Genomic DNA, 16,415 nt, shown 5'->3' with positions numbered 1-16,415 from the left:
CGGCCACTGCGATTCCGGAGAGGACGAAAACGTTCATGATCGAAGCACGCGCGGTGTCCAAACGCTATGGTGAGAAGGTCGCCGTGGACGACCTCACGTTCACGGTGAAACCCGGCGTGGTCACCGGGTTCCTCGGCCCGAACGGCGCCGGGAAATCGACCACCATCCGGATGATCATGGGTCTGGACGCGCCCACGTCCGGCTCGGTCACGGTCAACGGCAAGCCTTACCGGCGCCATGCCGCGCCACTGCACGAAGTGGGGGCGTTGCTGGAGGCGAAGGCGGTCCACACCGGACGGTCGGCCTACAACCATCTGCTCGCGCTCGCGCTGAGCACCGGAATTCCCCGCCGGCGCGTCGACGAGGTGATCGAACTCGTGGGGCTGGGCACTGTCGCCCGTAAACGGGTGGGTGGGTTCTCCCTCGGCATGGGGCAGCGACTGGGCGTCGCGGCCGCGCTGCTCGGCGATCCGGCGACCCTGGTGCTCGACGAACCGGTCAACGGCCTGGACCCCCAGGGCATCCTCTGGATCCGGAACCTGTTGCGCGGCTTGGCTTCCGAGGGCCGCACCGTATTCGTCTCCTCACACCTGATGAGCGAAATGGCGCTGACCGCCGAGCATTTGATCGTGATCGGCAAGGGCAGGCTCATCGCCGACACCTCGGTCGAGGAATTCATCCAGCGCGCCTCGAGCAAGGTCGTGCGGGTGCGCACGCCGGAAGCCGGCCGGCTGCGTGACCTGGTCGCCGGGCCGGGTGTCGAGGTCACCGACCTGGCGGCCGGACTGCTCGAAATCAGTGGCCTGGATGGCGCCGAGGTCGGCCGTATCGCCTGCCGCGAAGCCATCCCGCTCGAGGAACTCACGCCGGTGCAGGCCTCTTTGGAAGAAGCGTTCATGGAACTCACCGACAACGCCCTCGAATACCGGGTCACCCCGGCGGCACAGGAAAGGCCCGCGTCATGACCACCACCACTTCCCCGGCCACGACCGGAGACGCGGCACCCGGGGTGCCGCTGCCGGGTGATCTCAAGGTCACCCCGGTCCGGGTGCTGCGCTCGGAATGGCTGAAGTTCCGCTCGGTCCGGTCGTCACCGGTGGCGGTCACCGTGGCCCTGGCCGGCATGATCGCGCTGGGCTGGATCTTCTCGGCCGCCGACGCGAGCCGCTGGCCGGTCATGCGGCCCCAGGCCAAGCTGCGGTTCGACCCCACCGACGTGAGCATCCGCGGTTATGTCCTGGCTCAGCTGGTGATCGGCGTGCTGGGCGTGCTCATCGTCTCCGGCGAATACGGCACCGGGATGATCCGCGCGACCTTCTCGGCCGTCCCGACCAGGACACCAGTGTTGTGGGCGAAGCTCGTCATCTTCGCTGTCGTGTCGTTCGTGGTGGGCACGGTTAGTTCGTTCGCGGCGTTCCTTGGTGGGCAGGCGTTTCTGGCTTCCCAGCACATCGAGACGACGCTGTCGGCGCCGGGCGTGTTCCGCGCGGTGTTCGGCGTGGGCCTGTACCTGACGGTGGTGGGCATGCTCGGCGTCGCGCTCGGCTGGCTGATCCGGCACACGGCCGGCGCGATCGCCACGCTGTTCGGTCTGCTGCTGGTGCTGCCCGGCATCGCCGAGGCACTGCCGGACAGCTGGGCGCCGCACATCGTGCCGTACCTGCCGAGCAACGCGGGGCAGGCGTTGATCACGGTTCACCCGGACTCGGCCATGCTCGCGCCGTGGACCGGGTTCGCGGTGTTCTGCGCGTACGTCGCCGTCGCGCTGGTGGCCGCGTTCGTCCTGCTGCAGCGCCGCGACGCCTGACCGGTAGGGGATGATGGCCGAGTGACTGAGGCGGGTTCGGCGTGGCCGGTCTCCGAGCATGGCCTGCTCAGCGGGTTGCCCGGGGCGCAGCGGCTGCTGGCCTGGGCCCGGCGTCATCCCAGCGCCACGGACGTGCTGCTGGCGTGCGCGCTGTTGCCGCTGGCGATGTTCGTCGAGCACCGAGGGGTGGCAGCGGCGGCCCGCCCGCTCCTGTTCGGAACGGGCGTGCTGCTGGTGTCGACGTTGGCGTTCCGACGTCGTCACCCGCTGGCGACCCTGGCCGCCGCGGGTGGGTTCGCCTTGGTCCACGGGTTTTTCGGGCCGACTTTCTCACCGGCCGTGATCGCCGTGCTCGTCGCCGTGTACACGGTCGGCGCGTATTCCCCACGGCGGCGGGCGCTGATGGCGCTGACTGCCCTCGGCGTGCTGACGGCGGTCGTGGTCTTCCGTGGCGACGAGTTCGCCGAGTCCCTCGCCCGGTTCGTGTTCGTCTCCGCGGTCGTCGTCGCGGCGTTCGTGCTCGGGGTGAACGTGCGGATGCGCCGGGTGTACCTGGCGTCGCTGCGGGACCGGGCGCTGCGGGCCGAACACGAGCGCGACCAGCAGTCCCAGATCGCGGCAGCGCGCGAACGGGCGATCATCGCGCGGGAGATGCACGACATCGTCGCGCACAACCTCTCGGTGATGATCGCCCTCGCCGACGGCGCCGCGTACGCCGCGCGAACCGACGCCGCCGCCGCCGAAACCGCGTCGCTGCACGTCTCCGCGACCGGACGACAGGCACTCGAGGAGATGCACCGCCTGCTCGGCGTGCTCCGCAACAACGACGGCGAAAGCCCCCGTACACCGCAACCCGGCGTCCCCCAGATCGACGAACTCGTCACCCAGGTGCGCACGACCGGCCTCCCCACATCATGGACGATCACCGGTGAGCCGTTCCCGATCTCCCCGACGGCCGGGCTCGCCCTCTACCGTATCGCCCAGGAAGCACTCACCAACGTGCTCAAACACGCCGTCCGGCCCTCAGCCGCCCACATCCGCCTGACCTATGCCGACCCGGCAGTCACCCTCGAAGTCGCCGATGATGGTGCCGGCCCCCGCGACACCGCCGCGCCGACGGGCGGGCACGGGCTGGCCGGGATGCGGGAGCGTGTCGCCGTTTTCGACGGCGACGTCACTGCGGGGCCGTCGCCCGGCGGTGGCTGGCGGGTCACGGCGCGGCTCGAACCAGGACGAGTCTCCCCGGACGCCGGATCGGTGGTCAGCGCGTGATCAGCATCCTGCTCGTCGACGACGAACCGTTGCTGCGCCTGGGTTTCCGGCTGGTCCTGGAATCCCAGCCGGACTTCGCCGTGGTCGGCGAAGCCGCCGACGGCGCGACCGCGGTCAGCCGCACCGCGGCACTCGACCCTGACATCGTCGTGATGGACGTCCGCATGCCCGGTATGGACGGGATTCAAGCCACCCGCGAGATCGTCCGCACGCACCCCCGCTCCCGGGTCCTGATCCTCACCACGTTCGACATCGACGAGTACGCCTTCCCCGGCCTCAAAGCCGGCGCCAGTGGATTCCTGCTGAAAAACGTGCCACCCGAGGACCTGATCTCCGCGATCCGGACCGTCGCCGCCGGCGACGCGGTCGTCGCGCCCAGCGTCACCCGGCGACTGCTCAACGCCATGGCCGACCGGCTCCCCGACACCGGCCGGGCAAACGAACCCCCAGCCACCACCGGACGCGGACTCGAACGGCTCACCGAACGCGAACGAGAAGTCCTCACCAAACTCGCCCACGGACTCTCCAACGCCGAAATCGCCGAAGAACTCGTCCTCTCGGAAGCCACGGTGAAAACCCACGTCGGCCGCATCCTCAACAAACTCGAACTGCGCGATCGCGTCCAAGCCGTCGTGTTCGCCTACGACATCGGACTGGTACGGCCCGCCTGACCTTGTTTCCACACCCCACGTCACAGACCAACCGTTTCAGTACGGCTCCTTTGCGCCAGGCGCAGTTCTCGGCGGCGCGACCGTCAGCGTGTCCGCATTCCGGACCGGGACGGGTGGCAGCCGTGGCCATCTCAGCAGGTTCGCAGGCCGCGCGGTCGGGGACGAATGATCCAAGCCCGGGTCCTGTCGGCGTGGCGCTGGTTGCGGAGGCTGAGCTGGCAGCTGCTTGTTTCTGTCTGCGGGTTTTTCGGCTGTGCCGTCGGCGACGGGTGAGCACACGGCGTTCCTGGGGGCCGGCGCCTGTGATGTGGTCGTGCACGGGTGTCAGGGGCGTGTGGCCCAGTCGGTCCGCAGGCAGGTGTCGGCGGGTCGTCGGATGGTTGTGGGGCGCCGGTCGATCTGCGCCCCACAACTTCCTCACCTCTTCCGCAATCTCTTTTAGCTGGTAGGTCGCCTGCTGACGGGTGCTGTGCGACGGCCGCCCGGTACGGCGGTTACGGTTATTTATTGATTCACTGGGTGGCCGTTCCGGGACGCTGCTCCGCGTGTGGCGACGGGGTTTGGCGGTGTCAGATGGAGATGACGGTGCCGCCGAGGAGAATCTCAAGGTCTGCGATAATCATTGTTCCTCCTTTCGTTTTCTGCGCCGCCCTGGACCCGGTGTGCACCAGGGTGGAGACCGTTGCCGGTCCAGACTCCGCGGCGCTCGTAGGGACGCAGAAGATGGTTGCCCGGGTCACGGTAAATTGCCAGCCGGAACTACCCGCCGTTACCGGGGAATACCCGATCAGGTGGCACCTGAACGGCAACAGCCGTACCTAGGAACTGGAGTGTGTGCAGCCCAGATGGCATCGTGTTACGTCCAGCCCCTCCGTCAGTGCCCGAGCGTCGACGGGTAGACCGGGACGTTCGTTCTAATACCACCCGTTAGGGGTGCGGGGTGACCCGAACAGCCCTAGCCGGGAGCCGGGTTTTCGCCGGAAACTCGGTGTTCGGGTGGACATGACGCCTTATTGGCTGGTTGCTATGTCCTCCCGGGTTTGGGAGGAAAGTCATGGCTAACCAGATTCTTGATCTGACCCCGTCCGGGCCGCTCAATCTGGTGGCGAGCCAGATCCAGAAGGCCGTGATCAATACTGGTCAGCTGCGGTTCCGCGGGATGCTTTCGGTGCAGCCGACCGACAGTCCGCCGCTCAATATTCGGCCGTACAACGCGTATTACGGGATCATCGGCGCGTTCCGGGCCGGGTACCTGCTCGGTATTCCCGATTTCACGGTGACGGCGTGGAACGCCCTCGATGCGTTGATGACGGATATGGATGCCAACGGTTACACGCACGATTACGCGTGGGCGAACCGCCAGTTCAAGGACGGCACGATCAGCGCGACGAAGATCCTCACGTCGCCGACACAGGCGCAGTTCACGCCGGCGGATGTGGGGAGCCAGATCATCGGGACGGGGCTGAGCGGCACGGTCACGATCTCGTCCTACATCTCCGCGACCCAGGTGCAGCTCACCGGAACCACGAGCGTCGTCGCCACGCCCCAGGTCTACGACATCCTGTCCTTCAGCGCGACCGGACAGTGGGTGACCCGTGCCCAGAACCTTTTTTCCACCGACTCCGTTCCCGCCAACGCGGGCATGTTCCTTAACGCGCTCTACGTCGGGTGGCAGTCCACCCGGGACTTCGCCCGCGTGCAGAGCTTCACGCCGGGCATTATCGGTGCCTTGACGGCGTTGACGACGACGAAACAACCGAATGGCATGTTCGTCGTCCTGCCGGATGGGATAACGAACCCGGCGGGCCTGACCAACACCGCGACGCTGCAGGACCAGGCCGAGGTCTGTGCGGGGTGCCGGGCCGCTGCCTATCTGCTAGGCCCGCGTCAGATCATTCCCGGTTTCCCGGACGCGAGCCAGCTCGCTCAGCGCTACGCGGACCGGGTCGAAGGCTTTATCCGCACCTTGTGGGATTACACGAATCCCGGCCGCACGCTGTCCGGGGTCGGGATGGTGTCGGGCTCGAGTCAGCTCACGGGCGCCTTCGTGGCGACCGATGTCGGCGCGGCGATATCGACCGGCACGCTGGGAGTGCCGCTCGGTGCCACGATCACCGCCGTCCTCTCCGGCGGCACCGCGGTGCTGGACCGGCCGGCCACGGCCACCAACGCGGCGTCCACCGTCACCACGATCGTGCCCGGTTTCCGCACGACGCAGAACATCGACAACGTTCCGCAGCAGACGACCCCGGACTGGGGGAATCTCAACGGTGCCTACGCGCAACTCTGGCCGGTCATGTGGGGTGTGATCGAGCGTCGTCTGGCGACCTCGCAGGTGAATCACTTCCTGGCGACACAGCCGAACTTCTATTCCGATGCCGGGTACGGCGGGGGTGCCGGCGAGTGGACGCTGCACATGGCGGGCCGCCCGACCGAAGCGCTCGTCGACGCGGTCAGCTACCCCAACTCGACGTTCAACACGGTGAAGGCGGCGTCCTACGGCTACCCATTCACGGTGGACAAGGCAGGCCAGTTGGTCGTGGCGATCAGCGCCGACGTGGCCGGCACCGTCGTGGCGCCGCGCGCCTGAGGAGGACCAAAACCATGGCCAACCAGATTCTGGATCTTTCACCTTCGGGGCCGCTCAACACCTTGGCGAGCCGGATCCAGTCGACCGGCGTCGTCGGCACGGGGCAGCTCCGGTTCCACGGCATGCTTTCGTGGCAGCCGACGGACACACCGCCGTTGAACATCCGGCCCTATGACGCCTACTACGGCATCATCGGCATGTTCCGGGCGGGTTACCTGCTCAATATGCGGGACTACACGGAGACGGCCTGGAACGCGATGGAGGCATTCCAGGCCGACATGGACGGCAACGGCTACACCCACGACTACGTCTGGGCCGACCGTCAGTTCCGGGACGGTACGATCAATGCGACAGGAGTGCTGACCTCACCAGTGCAGGCACAGTTCACCCCCGCCGATGTCGGCAGCCCGATCGCCGGAACCGGCTTGAGCGGGACGGTGACGATCGGGTCCTACCTCTCGGCCACCCAGGTTCAGTTGTCCGGCACGACCAGTGTGGTGAGCACTCCGCAGATCTACAACATCCTGACCTACGGACCGACCGGGCAGTGGGTCGTGCGGGCTCCGCAACAGCAGGACTCGACCGATGCCTACGCCGCGCTCTTTCTCCTGGCCTTGTACCAAGGTTTCCAGTCCACGCGGGATTATGAACGGGTCAGGAAACTCGAGCATGGTGCGGTGGCGGCCCTGATGGCGCTGGTGACCACACGGCAGACCGATTCCCAGTTCCTCGCGCTGCCGAACGGGCTCTACAACGCGACGCTTCTGGAGGACTGCACCGAGGTCTACACCGGCCTTCGTGCCGCCGCCTACCTTTTCGGCCCCCGTGAGGTCATCCCCGGTCACCCGGACATCGGCCTGCTCGCCGAACGCTTCGCGGAGGAGATCCAGGGCTTCATCCACACCTGGTGGGACTACACGAACCCGGGCCGCACGATCTCCCCGGTCGGGATGGTGGCCGGCTCCAACCGGCTGACCGGGTCCTTTCTTCCCACGGATGTGCAATCCTCCATTGCCACGGGGTCCCCCGGTGTTCCCCTCGGGGCGACGATCACGGACATCCTGCCGAACGGAACCGCGGTCCTCGACGCTCCGGCGACCGCCACCAACGCCAGTGGCAGCGTCACGACGGTGGTCACCGGTTACCGGATGGCCGAGACCGTAGCCAATGTTCCCCAGCAGGACCTCCCGGACTGGTCATCACCTACGAAGGCCTACGAGCAACCGTGGTTCGCCGTCGACGGACGGCTCGCCACCTCACTGGCAAACCACTTCCTCTACGCCCAGCCGCAGTTCTATGCCAACTCCGAATACGCCGGAGGTTTCGGCGAAGAAGCACTCCTGGACGCCCGACGGCAAACCGAGGCATTGGTCACCGCACTCAGCTACGCGAACTCGACCTATGCGGTGGTGAGCCACCTTTCACCACCCTTCGGCTACCCGTTCACGATCGGGAAATACGGAATGCTGATGGTGACGATCTCGGCACGCAGCCTGGGAACCTTCATCCCGCCACGCGGATGACGCCAACAAGCTCGCCAAGGCGACGGCCTTGGGAACCCTGAAGCGGACGGTATTACCGGCCGATCCCGCGGTTGGCCCAGCGAGGCTGCCGCCGAGAACGGCGAGTTCAATGGTCCGGGCCTTCGCCCTTGAGCACGGCCCGGACCACCCTGCTTCACCGATATAGATCAGAAGGAGCGCCTCCATTATGGCTCACCCCACGATCGGCCCGGTAGAACACAATCGAGGGACCAAGCCCCCGCCTCCCGAAAAAAAGCACTCCGCCTGCTTGATGGTGCGACACGCCACTCAACGCGACAGCACCACCGCACCAGCCACGCTCACCCCCGGCCGGGACGGGGCCACTGAGATCAGGTACCTGCACGCCAGCCGAAACATCGGCGCGAACCGTGCTCGGCGCATTCACGAGTTGGTGTTACCAGCTCCGTGCCCTTGTGCGCCGCTCACCGCGCCGGTGCAGTCGGCCGGAACACCCGGAACCGCGTAACGCGGCCGGCGATGGGGCGCGGTAAGCCACCAGCACCGCGCCCCCACCTGTTTCCCCGATACCGAGGGTGCGTCGGAAGGGAGAACCGACGACAACCCCCGGGCCAGGCGCCCGAGACGGAACTCCTGTTCGACGAGCAGTCCCAACTCCCCAGTCCGCGCAGAGAGAGGCTGACTTCGAGGCCGTCGACGAGGGAGCGGATGGTCCTGCTGGTCGACGTGCTTGATTCCGCCGAAATAGTCGTGGGCGGAGACATAGGCGAACACCAAGGCTGAGATGCCTTCCTCGATCGCGACCGCCCGGCCACCATCCTCGCTCCGTCCGTGGCGGATCAGACTTGCGCTTTCAGCGCATCACCGCCGCCTGACCAGGTGCTTAATCCATAGTTCCGAGTTCGAGGTCGAGCGCGACCTCCTCGGCGGTGCAGGCCGGTGTGGGCCAGCGTCCGTCGCGCAGGTCGGCGGCGAGGTCATCGAAGGCGCGGGCGTAGCGGCGCGGGAACTAGGCGTCCTGCCGGGCCACGCACCCAGTCGCCCCGCGTCCCACTGGCACCGAGGTGGTTCCCACTGTCGTAGGTGGTGTCGTAGACCTCGTCGGCCCTTGCTCCCAGAGTCGGCGGCTACAGGCCTTGCCGATCGAGGAAGGGTGCGACCTCGGGAGGCGTGCCCTGGGCGAATGTAGCCGAATGAAAGTTGGTTGTGACGTCACCCAGCGTCGGCACGAGGGGAGGCTTCTTCGCGCTGAAGGAGACGTCCCTGAATTCCGCCTTGTCAGAGAACGTTGTGTTCATGAAGTCCGCGCTGGATTTGAAGTGAGCGGGCCAGAAGCTGACCTGGCCGGTGAACGTGGTGGGATTCCCGGTTCGTGATTCGCCGAAGGGGCCCTGCCGTTGAAAGTCGCTCCGGAGAAACTGGTCCTGTCCTCGAAGGTGACGCCTTGAAATTTTGCTTGGCGGGCGAAATTGGTTGAGTGGGAGTCCAAGTACCCGTCGAACTCGACACTGCTTCGGAAGGTGGCGTCCTCGAATTTCGCGTCTCCGGTGAATGTCGTCCCGGTGAAGTGTGTGTCTCCTAGAAACATGGCCTTGTCGAAGCTGGCGTAGTCAGGGAAGGCCATGTCGAGAAAGATGGTGCTGCCGACAAAGGTCGCCGCCTTGAATGACACCCAGCGGCAGTCGTTCCCGACCATGGTGAAGTCGATGAGGAACGCACCGGTGGGATCAAGGCGTATCCCTTCCCAGAACGCTATCGAGTCAGCCCGTAGGTGGCTGGTGAGCAGGCGTTGTGCGGTGAGTCTGACCTCGCGCTCTTGGAGGTGCGCATCGTTGGTGAGGGGGTCGAGATCCTTGGGTTCATGCTGTCGGTAAGGCATACGGAGGTACGCGCACAGGACGTTGACGATCGTCTGTCGCTGGTGCTCGTTGTCCTGGGCGAGGCGCTCGAGAGCGTATAGACCGCCAAGGCGGACTGGGGCCTTATCTGAACCGAGCTGCTCCACCGACTTTGTGTACAGCTCGGTGATCCGACGCTCGACGGCATTTGCCCGGTTCTCGGCCGCGACGCGTTCCTGGAGGGCGTGGGCCCGTGCCACGTCGGCTTGATCACGCTCCTTCTGCACCAAGGCAATCTCGGTGGACCGCTGACGGCGCGCGGCCAGAAACAAGGCGGCACCACCACCGGAACCAACCACCACAGTGCCCGCCGTGCGGATCGCGCCCAGCGGGTCGTCACGGCCGAATGCAACCAGCAACCAGACAGCCAGACCGACGCCCACGGCGACGATCACCACTGCCCACAACACGATGGTCTTGTGTGACAGGACTCGGTAGCACGGGGACTCACCACTCGTCTGCTCCACGGTCGATGATTCTTCGCTGCGGGAACCGCCGGCGCGGAGACCAGCACGACGGCACCCCGGACCGCTCGGCGAGCGAAGACGCTGGTCGCCGGAGGTAGTCGTCAATGGATCGTCATGCGCCCTGCGGCATTTGGGTGCGGTGTCGCACGCCCGTGCGGCGGCAGATGAGGATTTTCCGGGCTCGTTCGACCCCAATCACCGTGTTGAGGACGTGCTACCGCCATCATCCTGACGCCTGCGAACAAGTGCTCACGGATTGCTCAAGATCTTCCGGAATTGCTCGCGGCTTCCCGGAACCTACAGCGGCGGCGACCACTGCGCGTGCGGCCTGCTCGTGGCGGGCATAGGCGGCAGGGAAGCCGGAGCGCTGGACGGCCTGCGCGGCATCATTGATGCTCGCCTGCTGCCAGCCGTCGATCGTGAGCAGGCGCTGGTAGAACTTGGTGGCGGCATAGGCCGGGTTCATCACTTCCGTCGGCGTGCCCCAGCCTTGGCTGGGCCGTTGCTGGAAGAGTCCGAGACTGTCCCGGTCACCGTCAGCGAGATTGCGCAGCCCGGACTCCTGCATCGCGGTTGCGATCGCCACCACCCAGCCCTGCTCGGGGACGTTGAGTTGCTCGCCGACGGCGACGATGGTGGCGGCGTTGGCCAGTTGGTCGGGTCCGTAGCCAGCTACGGTGGTGGCGGCGCCGGTGCCGTCCCGGCCGCAGCTCGTACGTGCGCTGCCGCCGAAGACGATGTTGACGACCGCTTGGCTGGTGGCCCCGATGAGGATGGTCGTGGCGATGAACACTGTGGTCGCGGCGGTGGCGATTTTCATGTTATCTCCGGAAGCGGTTGGTGTGCTCTGGTGGTAGCGGGGGTGGTGCCGCCAGGTGGGCTGGGTCCGGAGGGTTTTGGGCTGCGGGCGTGGCCGGTGCCGGGTTGGGTGGTGCGGGGTGGGTCCAGAGTTGGGCGAGTTCGGCGAGCCGGAGCCGACCAGGTCGCAGGGAGGACGGTGCGCGGAGAGGGAGCCATCGGGCGGCGGTGGGATTGTTCTCGCCGGTCGCGCTGGTGAGGTCCGCGGCGCTGGTCGCGAGCGGTACCAGCGCGGGACGGTCCAGGTGGGCCAGCCTGTCGGCTAGTGCCTGGCGAGCGGTGGTCTCGCGGCGGTTGGTGGGAAGCCACACCAGGACCGGGGTGGTGATGCCCGTGGCGGTGGCGAGCTTTTCGTAGCCGGATAGCTTGCTGGCGAGCGTGGCGAGGTCTTCGGTGCCGAAGTCGAACTCCAGGAAGAACTCGATCTGGCGGCCGTCCTCGCGCCAGCGGCCGTAGGCGTCGGGGCGCACCATGTCGCCGAAGTGCCGGCGACACCGCAGCTCGGACCACCACGCGGTGAGCCGGCCGCGGGCTCCGGGGCGTCGGCTGAGCGCGACAAGGGCGGTGAAGAACCCGTTGGTGCCGACGGTATGGGCCAGGCGTAGCGAGTGTGCGATGCCGATGGCGTCTTGGTGGCGGTAGCCGAGTTGTTTGGGCTCGATGCCGTCTTCGTAGGCGAGGGCGACGGCTCCGGCGATGTCGAGCACGTAGTGCATTGGCGCCGTGCCAAGGGAAACGAAGGGTTGGAAGCGGTCGAGGACACGCCACTTGAACAGCTGTAGCAGGCGATGGTTGGCTGCCCGCATGGTCGGGTAGCACAGTTCGACGATCTGGGCCGTGGTGAAGACCTTGTGCTCGTGGAGCATCCGGACCAGCCACCGGTCCCGCTGGGTAAGGTGCGCGGCGAGTCGGGCGTGGTGCTGGCCGGTGGTGGCGGCTCGCGGCGTAGGACGCTGAGGCATATGTCCGCGGAGCGCTCGCTGCGGTGTCGGATTCGTAATGCTCATCAGAAGGTCCTCTCATAGCGGGTGGACTGCATTTAGCGAATTGGGAGCGAGGTGAAGAGTTCGACCCGGGGCCTATCCCTGAATTGGCCCCGCCCTCAACTAGGATGTGGGGCATGTTGGTTAAGTGGACGGAGGTCCTGTCGGCATGCGCTTCCGTGACGTCGGCTTGCCTTTCAATCCTTGCTGCCGTCTTCGCCTACCGTGGAATTCGGACAGCGTGGCGGACCTTTGAAATGCAAAGGGCGCAGTTTAACGAATCGGCGGAGCTTCGAGCGCGAGAGTGTGCTGCGAATTTTTGCGTGTGGCTTGAGGATCTTGGTGATTCGTGGGTAATTATGGTACATAATGCTGGCAGCATGCCGGTTTATGACGTGCACGTCTCCTGGGGCCTCGACGATCCCGTGACGTGGTCAGGCGTCGTTGAGGCAATGCCCTTTGTTCCCGAGGGCGAACGCACCAGCCTGCTAGGAGAGTGGGAATTTGGAAATGTCGGGCCAGCATCGGAGCCTCGATGCGATGACCGCGTTGGTGAATGGATTCGAGAAGGTGCTGGTCACTGTCTTGGCGTACTGGAACAACGTGATCACGGACTTCTCTTTCCGCCAGGGTTCGAGGCTGCCTTTAAGAACATTCGCCTTCGGACTGTCTTTACTGACGTCGCAGGTGTTCGCTGGGAACGACGCGACGGATGTCTCCAACGCCAGGACGATTGGTTCGCCACTGAAGTAGGTCCGCCGGGCAGTCACGGTCTTGTCCCTGCTGCGGGGTGAATACTGCGCAGTTGGGATACCTTCCCTCCGCCGTCATAGGTTGGGTTGGCGAAGCAGGCTTGCGGGGTTTTAGTGCCGATCGTGTGTGACGGCGAGCCCGCGTGCATTGCGAGGAGAGGGGAATACGGTTATGCCGCTCGCCGGGGGTCCACCGCGGCGTGTCCTGTGCGGCCCGTTGCGTTGTCCGTCTCGGTGGCGGGCGGACGCGTGTTGATCCTGGCGGCTTGACGGATTGCCTTGGCGCGTCCGGGGATGGCGGGTGGGAGTTTCTCGGTGACCGCGGTGAACGGGGGTGCTTCTTCCCCACCCAGGACGAGGCGGGCGCCGACGTGGTAGACGCCGAGGTTGGACAGGTCGTGATCGTTGAGGCGGGGCAGGGTGTGGCGGGCGAGGCGTTTGGCGTCTTCGGGGGATGCGTTGAAGATGATTTTCGACCTGGCGTTGGTGCTGATGCCTTCTTCGAGTTCTTTGGGGAGTTGTCCGAGGTATTGGTGTGCCAGGGTCATGGACAGTCGGTAGCCGCGTGCCTCGGCCAGCATGTCTTCCAGCGGGTAGGCCAGGTTCAGGAAGTTGTGGCACTCGTCGATGTAGAGTCCGCAGTCGCGGCGTTGGCGTTGCGGGATGCGGGCGCGGCGGGTGGCGGCTTGCCAGGTGCGGGCGACGACGATGGATCCGACCAGTCGCGCGGTTTCCATGCCCAGGGCGTCTCGTGCGATGCGCACGAGGCAGATCATGCCGTTGTTGAGCACGTCGTCCATATCCACTGTGGACTGGCCACCGGCGATGGCGGCTCGGACGAACGGGCGTAGTAGGAAGCTGCGGACCTTGTTCATCAACGGCGCGATCACTTGGGCGCGTGAGGGTTCGGAGAGTTGGTCGTACCAGGACCAGAATCCGCGGAGCACGTCGTCGTTGATCTGGTCGCAGGCCCGGGCTCGGTAGGCGGGCACGGTGAGCAGCTTGGGCAGGTTGAGCAGGATCGGGGTGCCGGGCATCGCGGTCAGGGTGAGCAGCCCGGCGCGCAGGATGTCGTCGGTGCGTGGCCCCCATGAGGAGGCGTAGATCCGGGAGAAGATGCTCACGAGGTTGTCGACCGCGCGGGCGGTGTCGGTTCCTTCCAGCGGGTTGAGTACTGGCGGGCGGGCGCGGGAGTCGGCGTCGAAGAGTACGACCTTTTCGCCGAGGTGTTCGGGCAGGCGCATCAGGATGTCGGAGACGAGGTCGCCTTTGGGGTCGACGACGACCACGCCGCGGCGGGCCTCGGTGTCGGCCAGGATCATCCGGGCCATGAGTTCGGACTTGCCGCTCCCGGTGGCGCCGAGGACGTGCAGGTGGTGGCGGGCGTCGGCGACGTGCAGGCCGACGGGGCGGGCATGACCGGAGTCGGACAGCCCGATGGGTTTGATGTGCTCGCCGGTCGTGGCGATGCCGGGCGGGGGTGGCACGGCCTGCGCCCCGGCCCGCTGCAGGCCGGGCGTGGCGTCATCGATCGGGAGGTGCGCGATCGCAGCCAGCTCGGGCACGGACAGCAGGTCGCCCCGGCTCATCCGTCGGTCGGCCAGCACGGAGACCGGCTTACGGAGACGGACCCGTCGGTAGTGGTTGTGGTCGGAGTAGGCGGCGAATGCCGAGGCGATCGCATGCCCACGGCCCCGCAACACCTCTCGCACCGCTTTGGCCTCGCCGGTGGTTGCCGCGGTGGGGATGGTGGTGGCTACGACGTAGCGGATGCGGGTCTCGAACTGGTTTTCCCGGAGCTTGTCCACAATGGCGCGGTCCTGGGCCGAGTAGGCCAGATTGGTCTGCCGATCCAACGATCCCGGCGTCCACGCCGGGTTCGATGGCTTCGGTGTGGCACCCGGTGTGATGGCGTCGAGGATCCGCCCGACCAGGGGGACGGCACCGCCGGGGTGTAGGCGGCGGGCGGCCTTCCGTGCCTTGGTGACCCGGTACCCGGCGACCGGGCGGGCCAGGATCTGGATGCAGGCTCGCTCGTGCGGGCCGAGTCCGACCGGGGCGCCGAGCATGGCCCGGATCGGGTCCGCGGCGTGTTCGGTGCGGATCGGCAGCGCTTCCGGGCGCGCCAGGCGCAGTTCGCCGCCGACGGCTTCGATCCGCCGGCCCGCTGGTGCGGTGGTGGGGAGGGGAGGCGTGGCGGGGGTGGTGCGGGTGTGCGCACCGGGCCAGGCGGCCTCGATGGCGCGCTCGATCATCCCGGGAGGCACGAGACCGGGCACCCACAGGCGAATCTGCACACTGTCGTCGGTGAACGTTAGCTCGACGGCAAGGTGAGGTTGCCTGCTGAGCCGGCGTAACCAGCCGGGCCGCAACAGGCCGACGAGGTTGGACCACACCGTGACCGCACCGGACGGGTCGACGGTCGGCGGTGCCAGCACCGTTACCAGCCGGGCATCGGTGACCAGTTTGTCGTGGTAGCGGCGGCGCCACCGGCGGCGTGCGATGACTGCGCCGGTCACCGCGACCGCGAGCACCGGGGCGACGATCGGGCCCCAGGCGAGGGCGAAATCGCGCAGGTAGGTCAGCATGTGCTCGACCGCGCCCAGCGGGTCGCGCAGGTAATTGTCGAGCGGCGAGGCGAGCACGCCCGTGGCGTGCTTGGCACGCGGCGAGGCGGTGAACGCTGCCGACGCTGCTGCGGTCAACCAGGACATCGGGGGACCTCCGAACGAAAAAGGCGGCGAGGGGAAATAGGTGGACCGGGTCAGGCGGCCTGGCGCCGATCGGCCTGCACTGCACCGCCGTCGGGCGCGCTGGGCTGTTCTGACGGGTGTGAGCGTGTGTTGTCGACGACCAGGCGCAGGTGCCGGTGGCCGCGGCGGGCGGCACGTTTGGCGTCTGTTTCGGCTTGCCATTGGGAGAACCGGCGCCCGGCCAGGCGTTTGTGGTAGGCGGGAATGTGGTTGGCGGCAACACCGACCAGCCGCGGGCCGAGCACGGCGAGCAGGTCGCTGGCCTCCTGCGAAGCCCACCCCGCAGCGCCAATCGCGGTCTCGTCCGGGAACACGTCGGCGACGCGGTCGGTGTCTGGGTTCAGCGCGGCGTCCTGGGTCCCGCCGTAGGAATAGACCCACCAGAAGTTCGGCGGTGGGCCTGGTTCGACCAGTCGGCGAAAGCGGTCGATCTCCTTGGTGTAGGCGTAAAAGTTGGTGTCCGGGCGGGTGCGGCAGATGCGCAGCCACGCCTGCAGGTAGGCGTCGGAAAAGAAGTCTCCGGAGTCGTGGATCCTGATCCAGGCGCTTCGGAATTTGGCTGCGCCTAGTTCGGCGACCATGGCGGTTTCCCACCCGGCCGGGTCGTCCAGCACGAACGTCAAGTTCGCTTGATGCTTGGCGCGCACGACCGGCCAGGTGTAGGTGCCGTGTCGGGCGTAACACGCCTGCGCGCAGACTCCCGCGCTCGGGCAGGTGTTGTAGGTGCGGCCATCGGGCAACCGCCCGGCCCAGGCGGGCAACGACCAGTTCCACACGCCGATCCGGCGCATCTCGCTGTTCTGGGTGAGGAGCCGGGCCGGACGGCGGACGGTTGTGGGGAGGGGCAGTGATGCAGGCATGG

13 protein-coding genes are annotated in these 16,415 nt (G+C 66.7%); 7 read left to right on the top strand and 6 right to left on the bottom strand.

Translation table 11 applies throughout. The features are described 5' to 3' along the window. Positions 1–35 precede the first annotated feature (35 nt). From ACFSXZ_RS01650 to ACFSXZ_RS01625, 6 genes are all read left to right on the top strand, one after another. The gene (locus ACFSXZ_RS01650; RefSeq protein WP_378260445.1) at positions 36–965 is read left to right on the top strand and encodes an ABC transporter ATP-binding protein; all 930 of its coding nucleotides are present in this window, start codon (positions 36–38) and stop codon (positions 963–965) included. Continuing rightward, on the top strand, positions 962–1,807 hold the full coding sequence (locus tag ACFSXZ_RS01645) for an ABC transporter permease subunit (protein WP_378260443.1): 846 nt from the start codon (positions 962–964) through the stop codon (positions 1,805–1,807). Before ACFSXZ_RS01650 ends, ACFSXZ_RS01645 begins: the two co-directional genes overlap by 4 nt. A 21-nt stretch (positions 1,808–1,828) precedes the next feature. After that, positions 1,829–3,079: a sensor histidine kinase gene (locus ACFSXZ_RS01640; RefSeq protein ID WP_378260441.1), complete on the top strand. Its 1,251-nt coding sequence runs from the start codon at positions 1,829–1,831 to the stop codon at positions 3,077–3,079. Then, positions 3,076–3,750: a response regulator gene (locus ACFSXZ_RS01635; protein ID WP_378260439.1), complete on the top strand. Its 675-nt coding sequence runs from the start codon at positions 3,076–3,078 to the stop codon at positions 3,748–3,750. Before ACFSXZ_RS01640 ends, ACFSXZ_RS01635 begins: the two co-directional genes overlap by 4 nt. 1,054 nt (positions 3,751–4,804) lie before the next feature. Further along, a complete protein-coding gene (locus ACFSXZ_RS01630; RefSeq protein WP_378260437.1) occupies positions 4,805–6,340 on the top strand; it encodes a hypothetical protein in 1,536 nt (511 codons plus the stop codon). Between the two features lie 14 nt (positions 6,341–6,354). After that, positions 6,355–7,863: a hypothetical protein gene (locus ACFSXZ_RS01625; RefSeq protein ID WP_378260435.1), complete on the top strand. Its 1,509-nt coding sequence runs from the start codon at positions 6,355–6,357 to the stop codon at positions 7,861–7,863. Positions 7,864–8,265: 402 nt separating this feature from the next. Here the strand turns inward: ACFSXZ_RS01625 and ACFSXZ_RS01620 are convergent, their stop codons facing one another. The 4 genes from ACFSXZ_RS01620 to ACFSXZ_RS01605 all read right to left on the bottom strand — a co-directional run bounded on the left by ACFSXZ_RS01620 (position 8,266) and on the right by ACFSXZ_RS01605 (position 12,072). Beyond that, the gene (locus ACFSXZ_RS01620; RefSeq protein WP_378260479.1) at positions 8,266–8,682 is read right to left on the bottom strand and encodes a hypothetical protein; all 417 of its coding nucleotides are present in this window, start codon (positions 8,680–8,682) and stop codon (positions 8,266–8,268) included. Between the two features lie 454 nt (positions 8,683–9,136). Then, positions 9,137–10,138 (bottom strand): pentapeptide repeat-containing protein, encoded by a 1,002-nt coding sequence (locus tag ACFSXZ_RS01615; protein WP_378260433.1) that lies wholly within the window; start codon positions 10,136–10,138, stop codon positions 9,137–9,139. Positions 10,139–10,430: 292 nt separating this feature from the next. After that, on the bottom strand, positions 10,431–11,027 hold the full coding sequence (locus ACFSXZ_RS01610) for a hypothetical protein (protein ID WP_378260431.1): 597 nt from the start codon (positions 11,025–11,027) through the stop codon (positions 10,431–10,433). Position 11,028: 1 nt separating this feature from the next. Continuing rightward, positions 11,029–12,072, bottom strand: a complete 1,044-nt coding sequence (locus tag ACFSXZ_RS01605; RefSeq protein ID WP_378260429.1) for a replication-relaxation family protein — start codon at positions 12,070–12,072, stop codon at positions 11,029–11,031. A gap of 516 nt (positions 12,073–12,588) precedes the next feature. Between ACFSXZ_RS01605 and ACFSXZ_RS01600 the strand changes: the two genes are divergently transcribed. Continuing rightward, positions 12,589–12,801 (top strand): hypothetical protein, encoded by a 213-nt coding sequence (locus tag ACFSXZ_RS01600; RefSeq protein WP_378260428.1) that lies wholly within the window; start codon positions 12,589–12,591, stop codon positions 12,799–12,801. Positions 12,802–12,970: 169 nt separating this feature from the next. Here ACFSXZ_RS01600 and ACFSXZ_RS01595 read toward each other — a convergent pair whose 3' ends face one another. Both ACFSXZ_RS01595 and ACFSXZ_RS01590 read right to left on the bottom strand, forming a co-directional pair. Continuing rightward, entirely contained in the window at positions 12,971–15,514 is a 2,544-nt protein-coding gene (locus ACFSXZ_RS01595) for a type IV secretory system conjugative DNA transfer family protein (RefSeq protein ID WP_378260426.1), read from the bottom strand. A gap of 50 nt (positions 15,515–15,564) precedes the next feature. Next, the gene (locus ACFSXZ_RS01590) at positions 15,565–16,413 is read right to left on the bottom strand and encodes a GP88 family protein (RefSeq protein ID WP_378260424.1); all 849 of its coding nucleotides are present in this window, start codon (positions 16,411–16,413) and stop codon (positions 15,565–15,567) included. Between the last annotated feature and the right edge of the window lie 2 nt (positions 16,414–16,415).

Origin of the sequence: Amycolatopsis pigmentata (assembly GCF_042684065.1) — a bacterium.
GTDB lineage: Bacteria > Actinomycetota > Actinomycetes > Mycobacteriales > Pseudonocardiaceae > Amycolatopsis_E > Amycolatopsis_E pigmentata.
The sequence above is the reverse complement of the archived record's forward strand: the minus strand, read 5'-3'. Positions and strand labels throughout refer to the sequence as shown.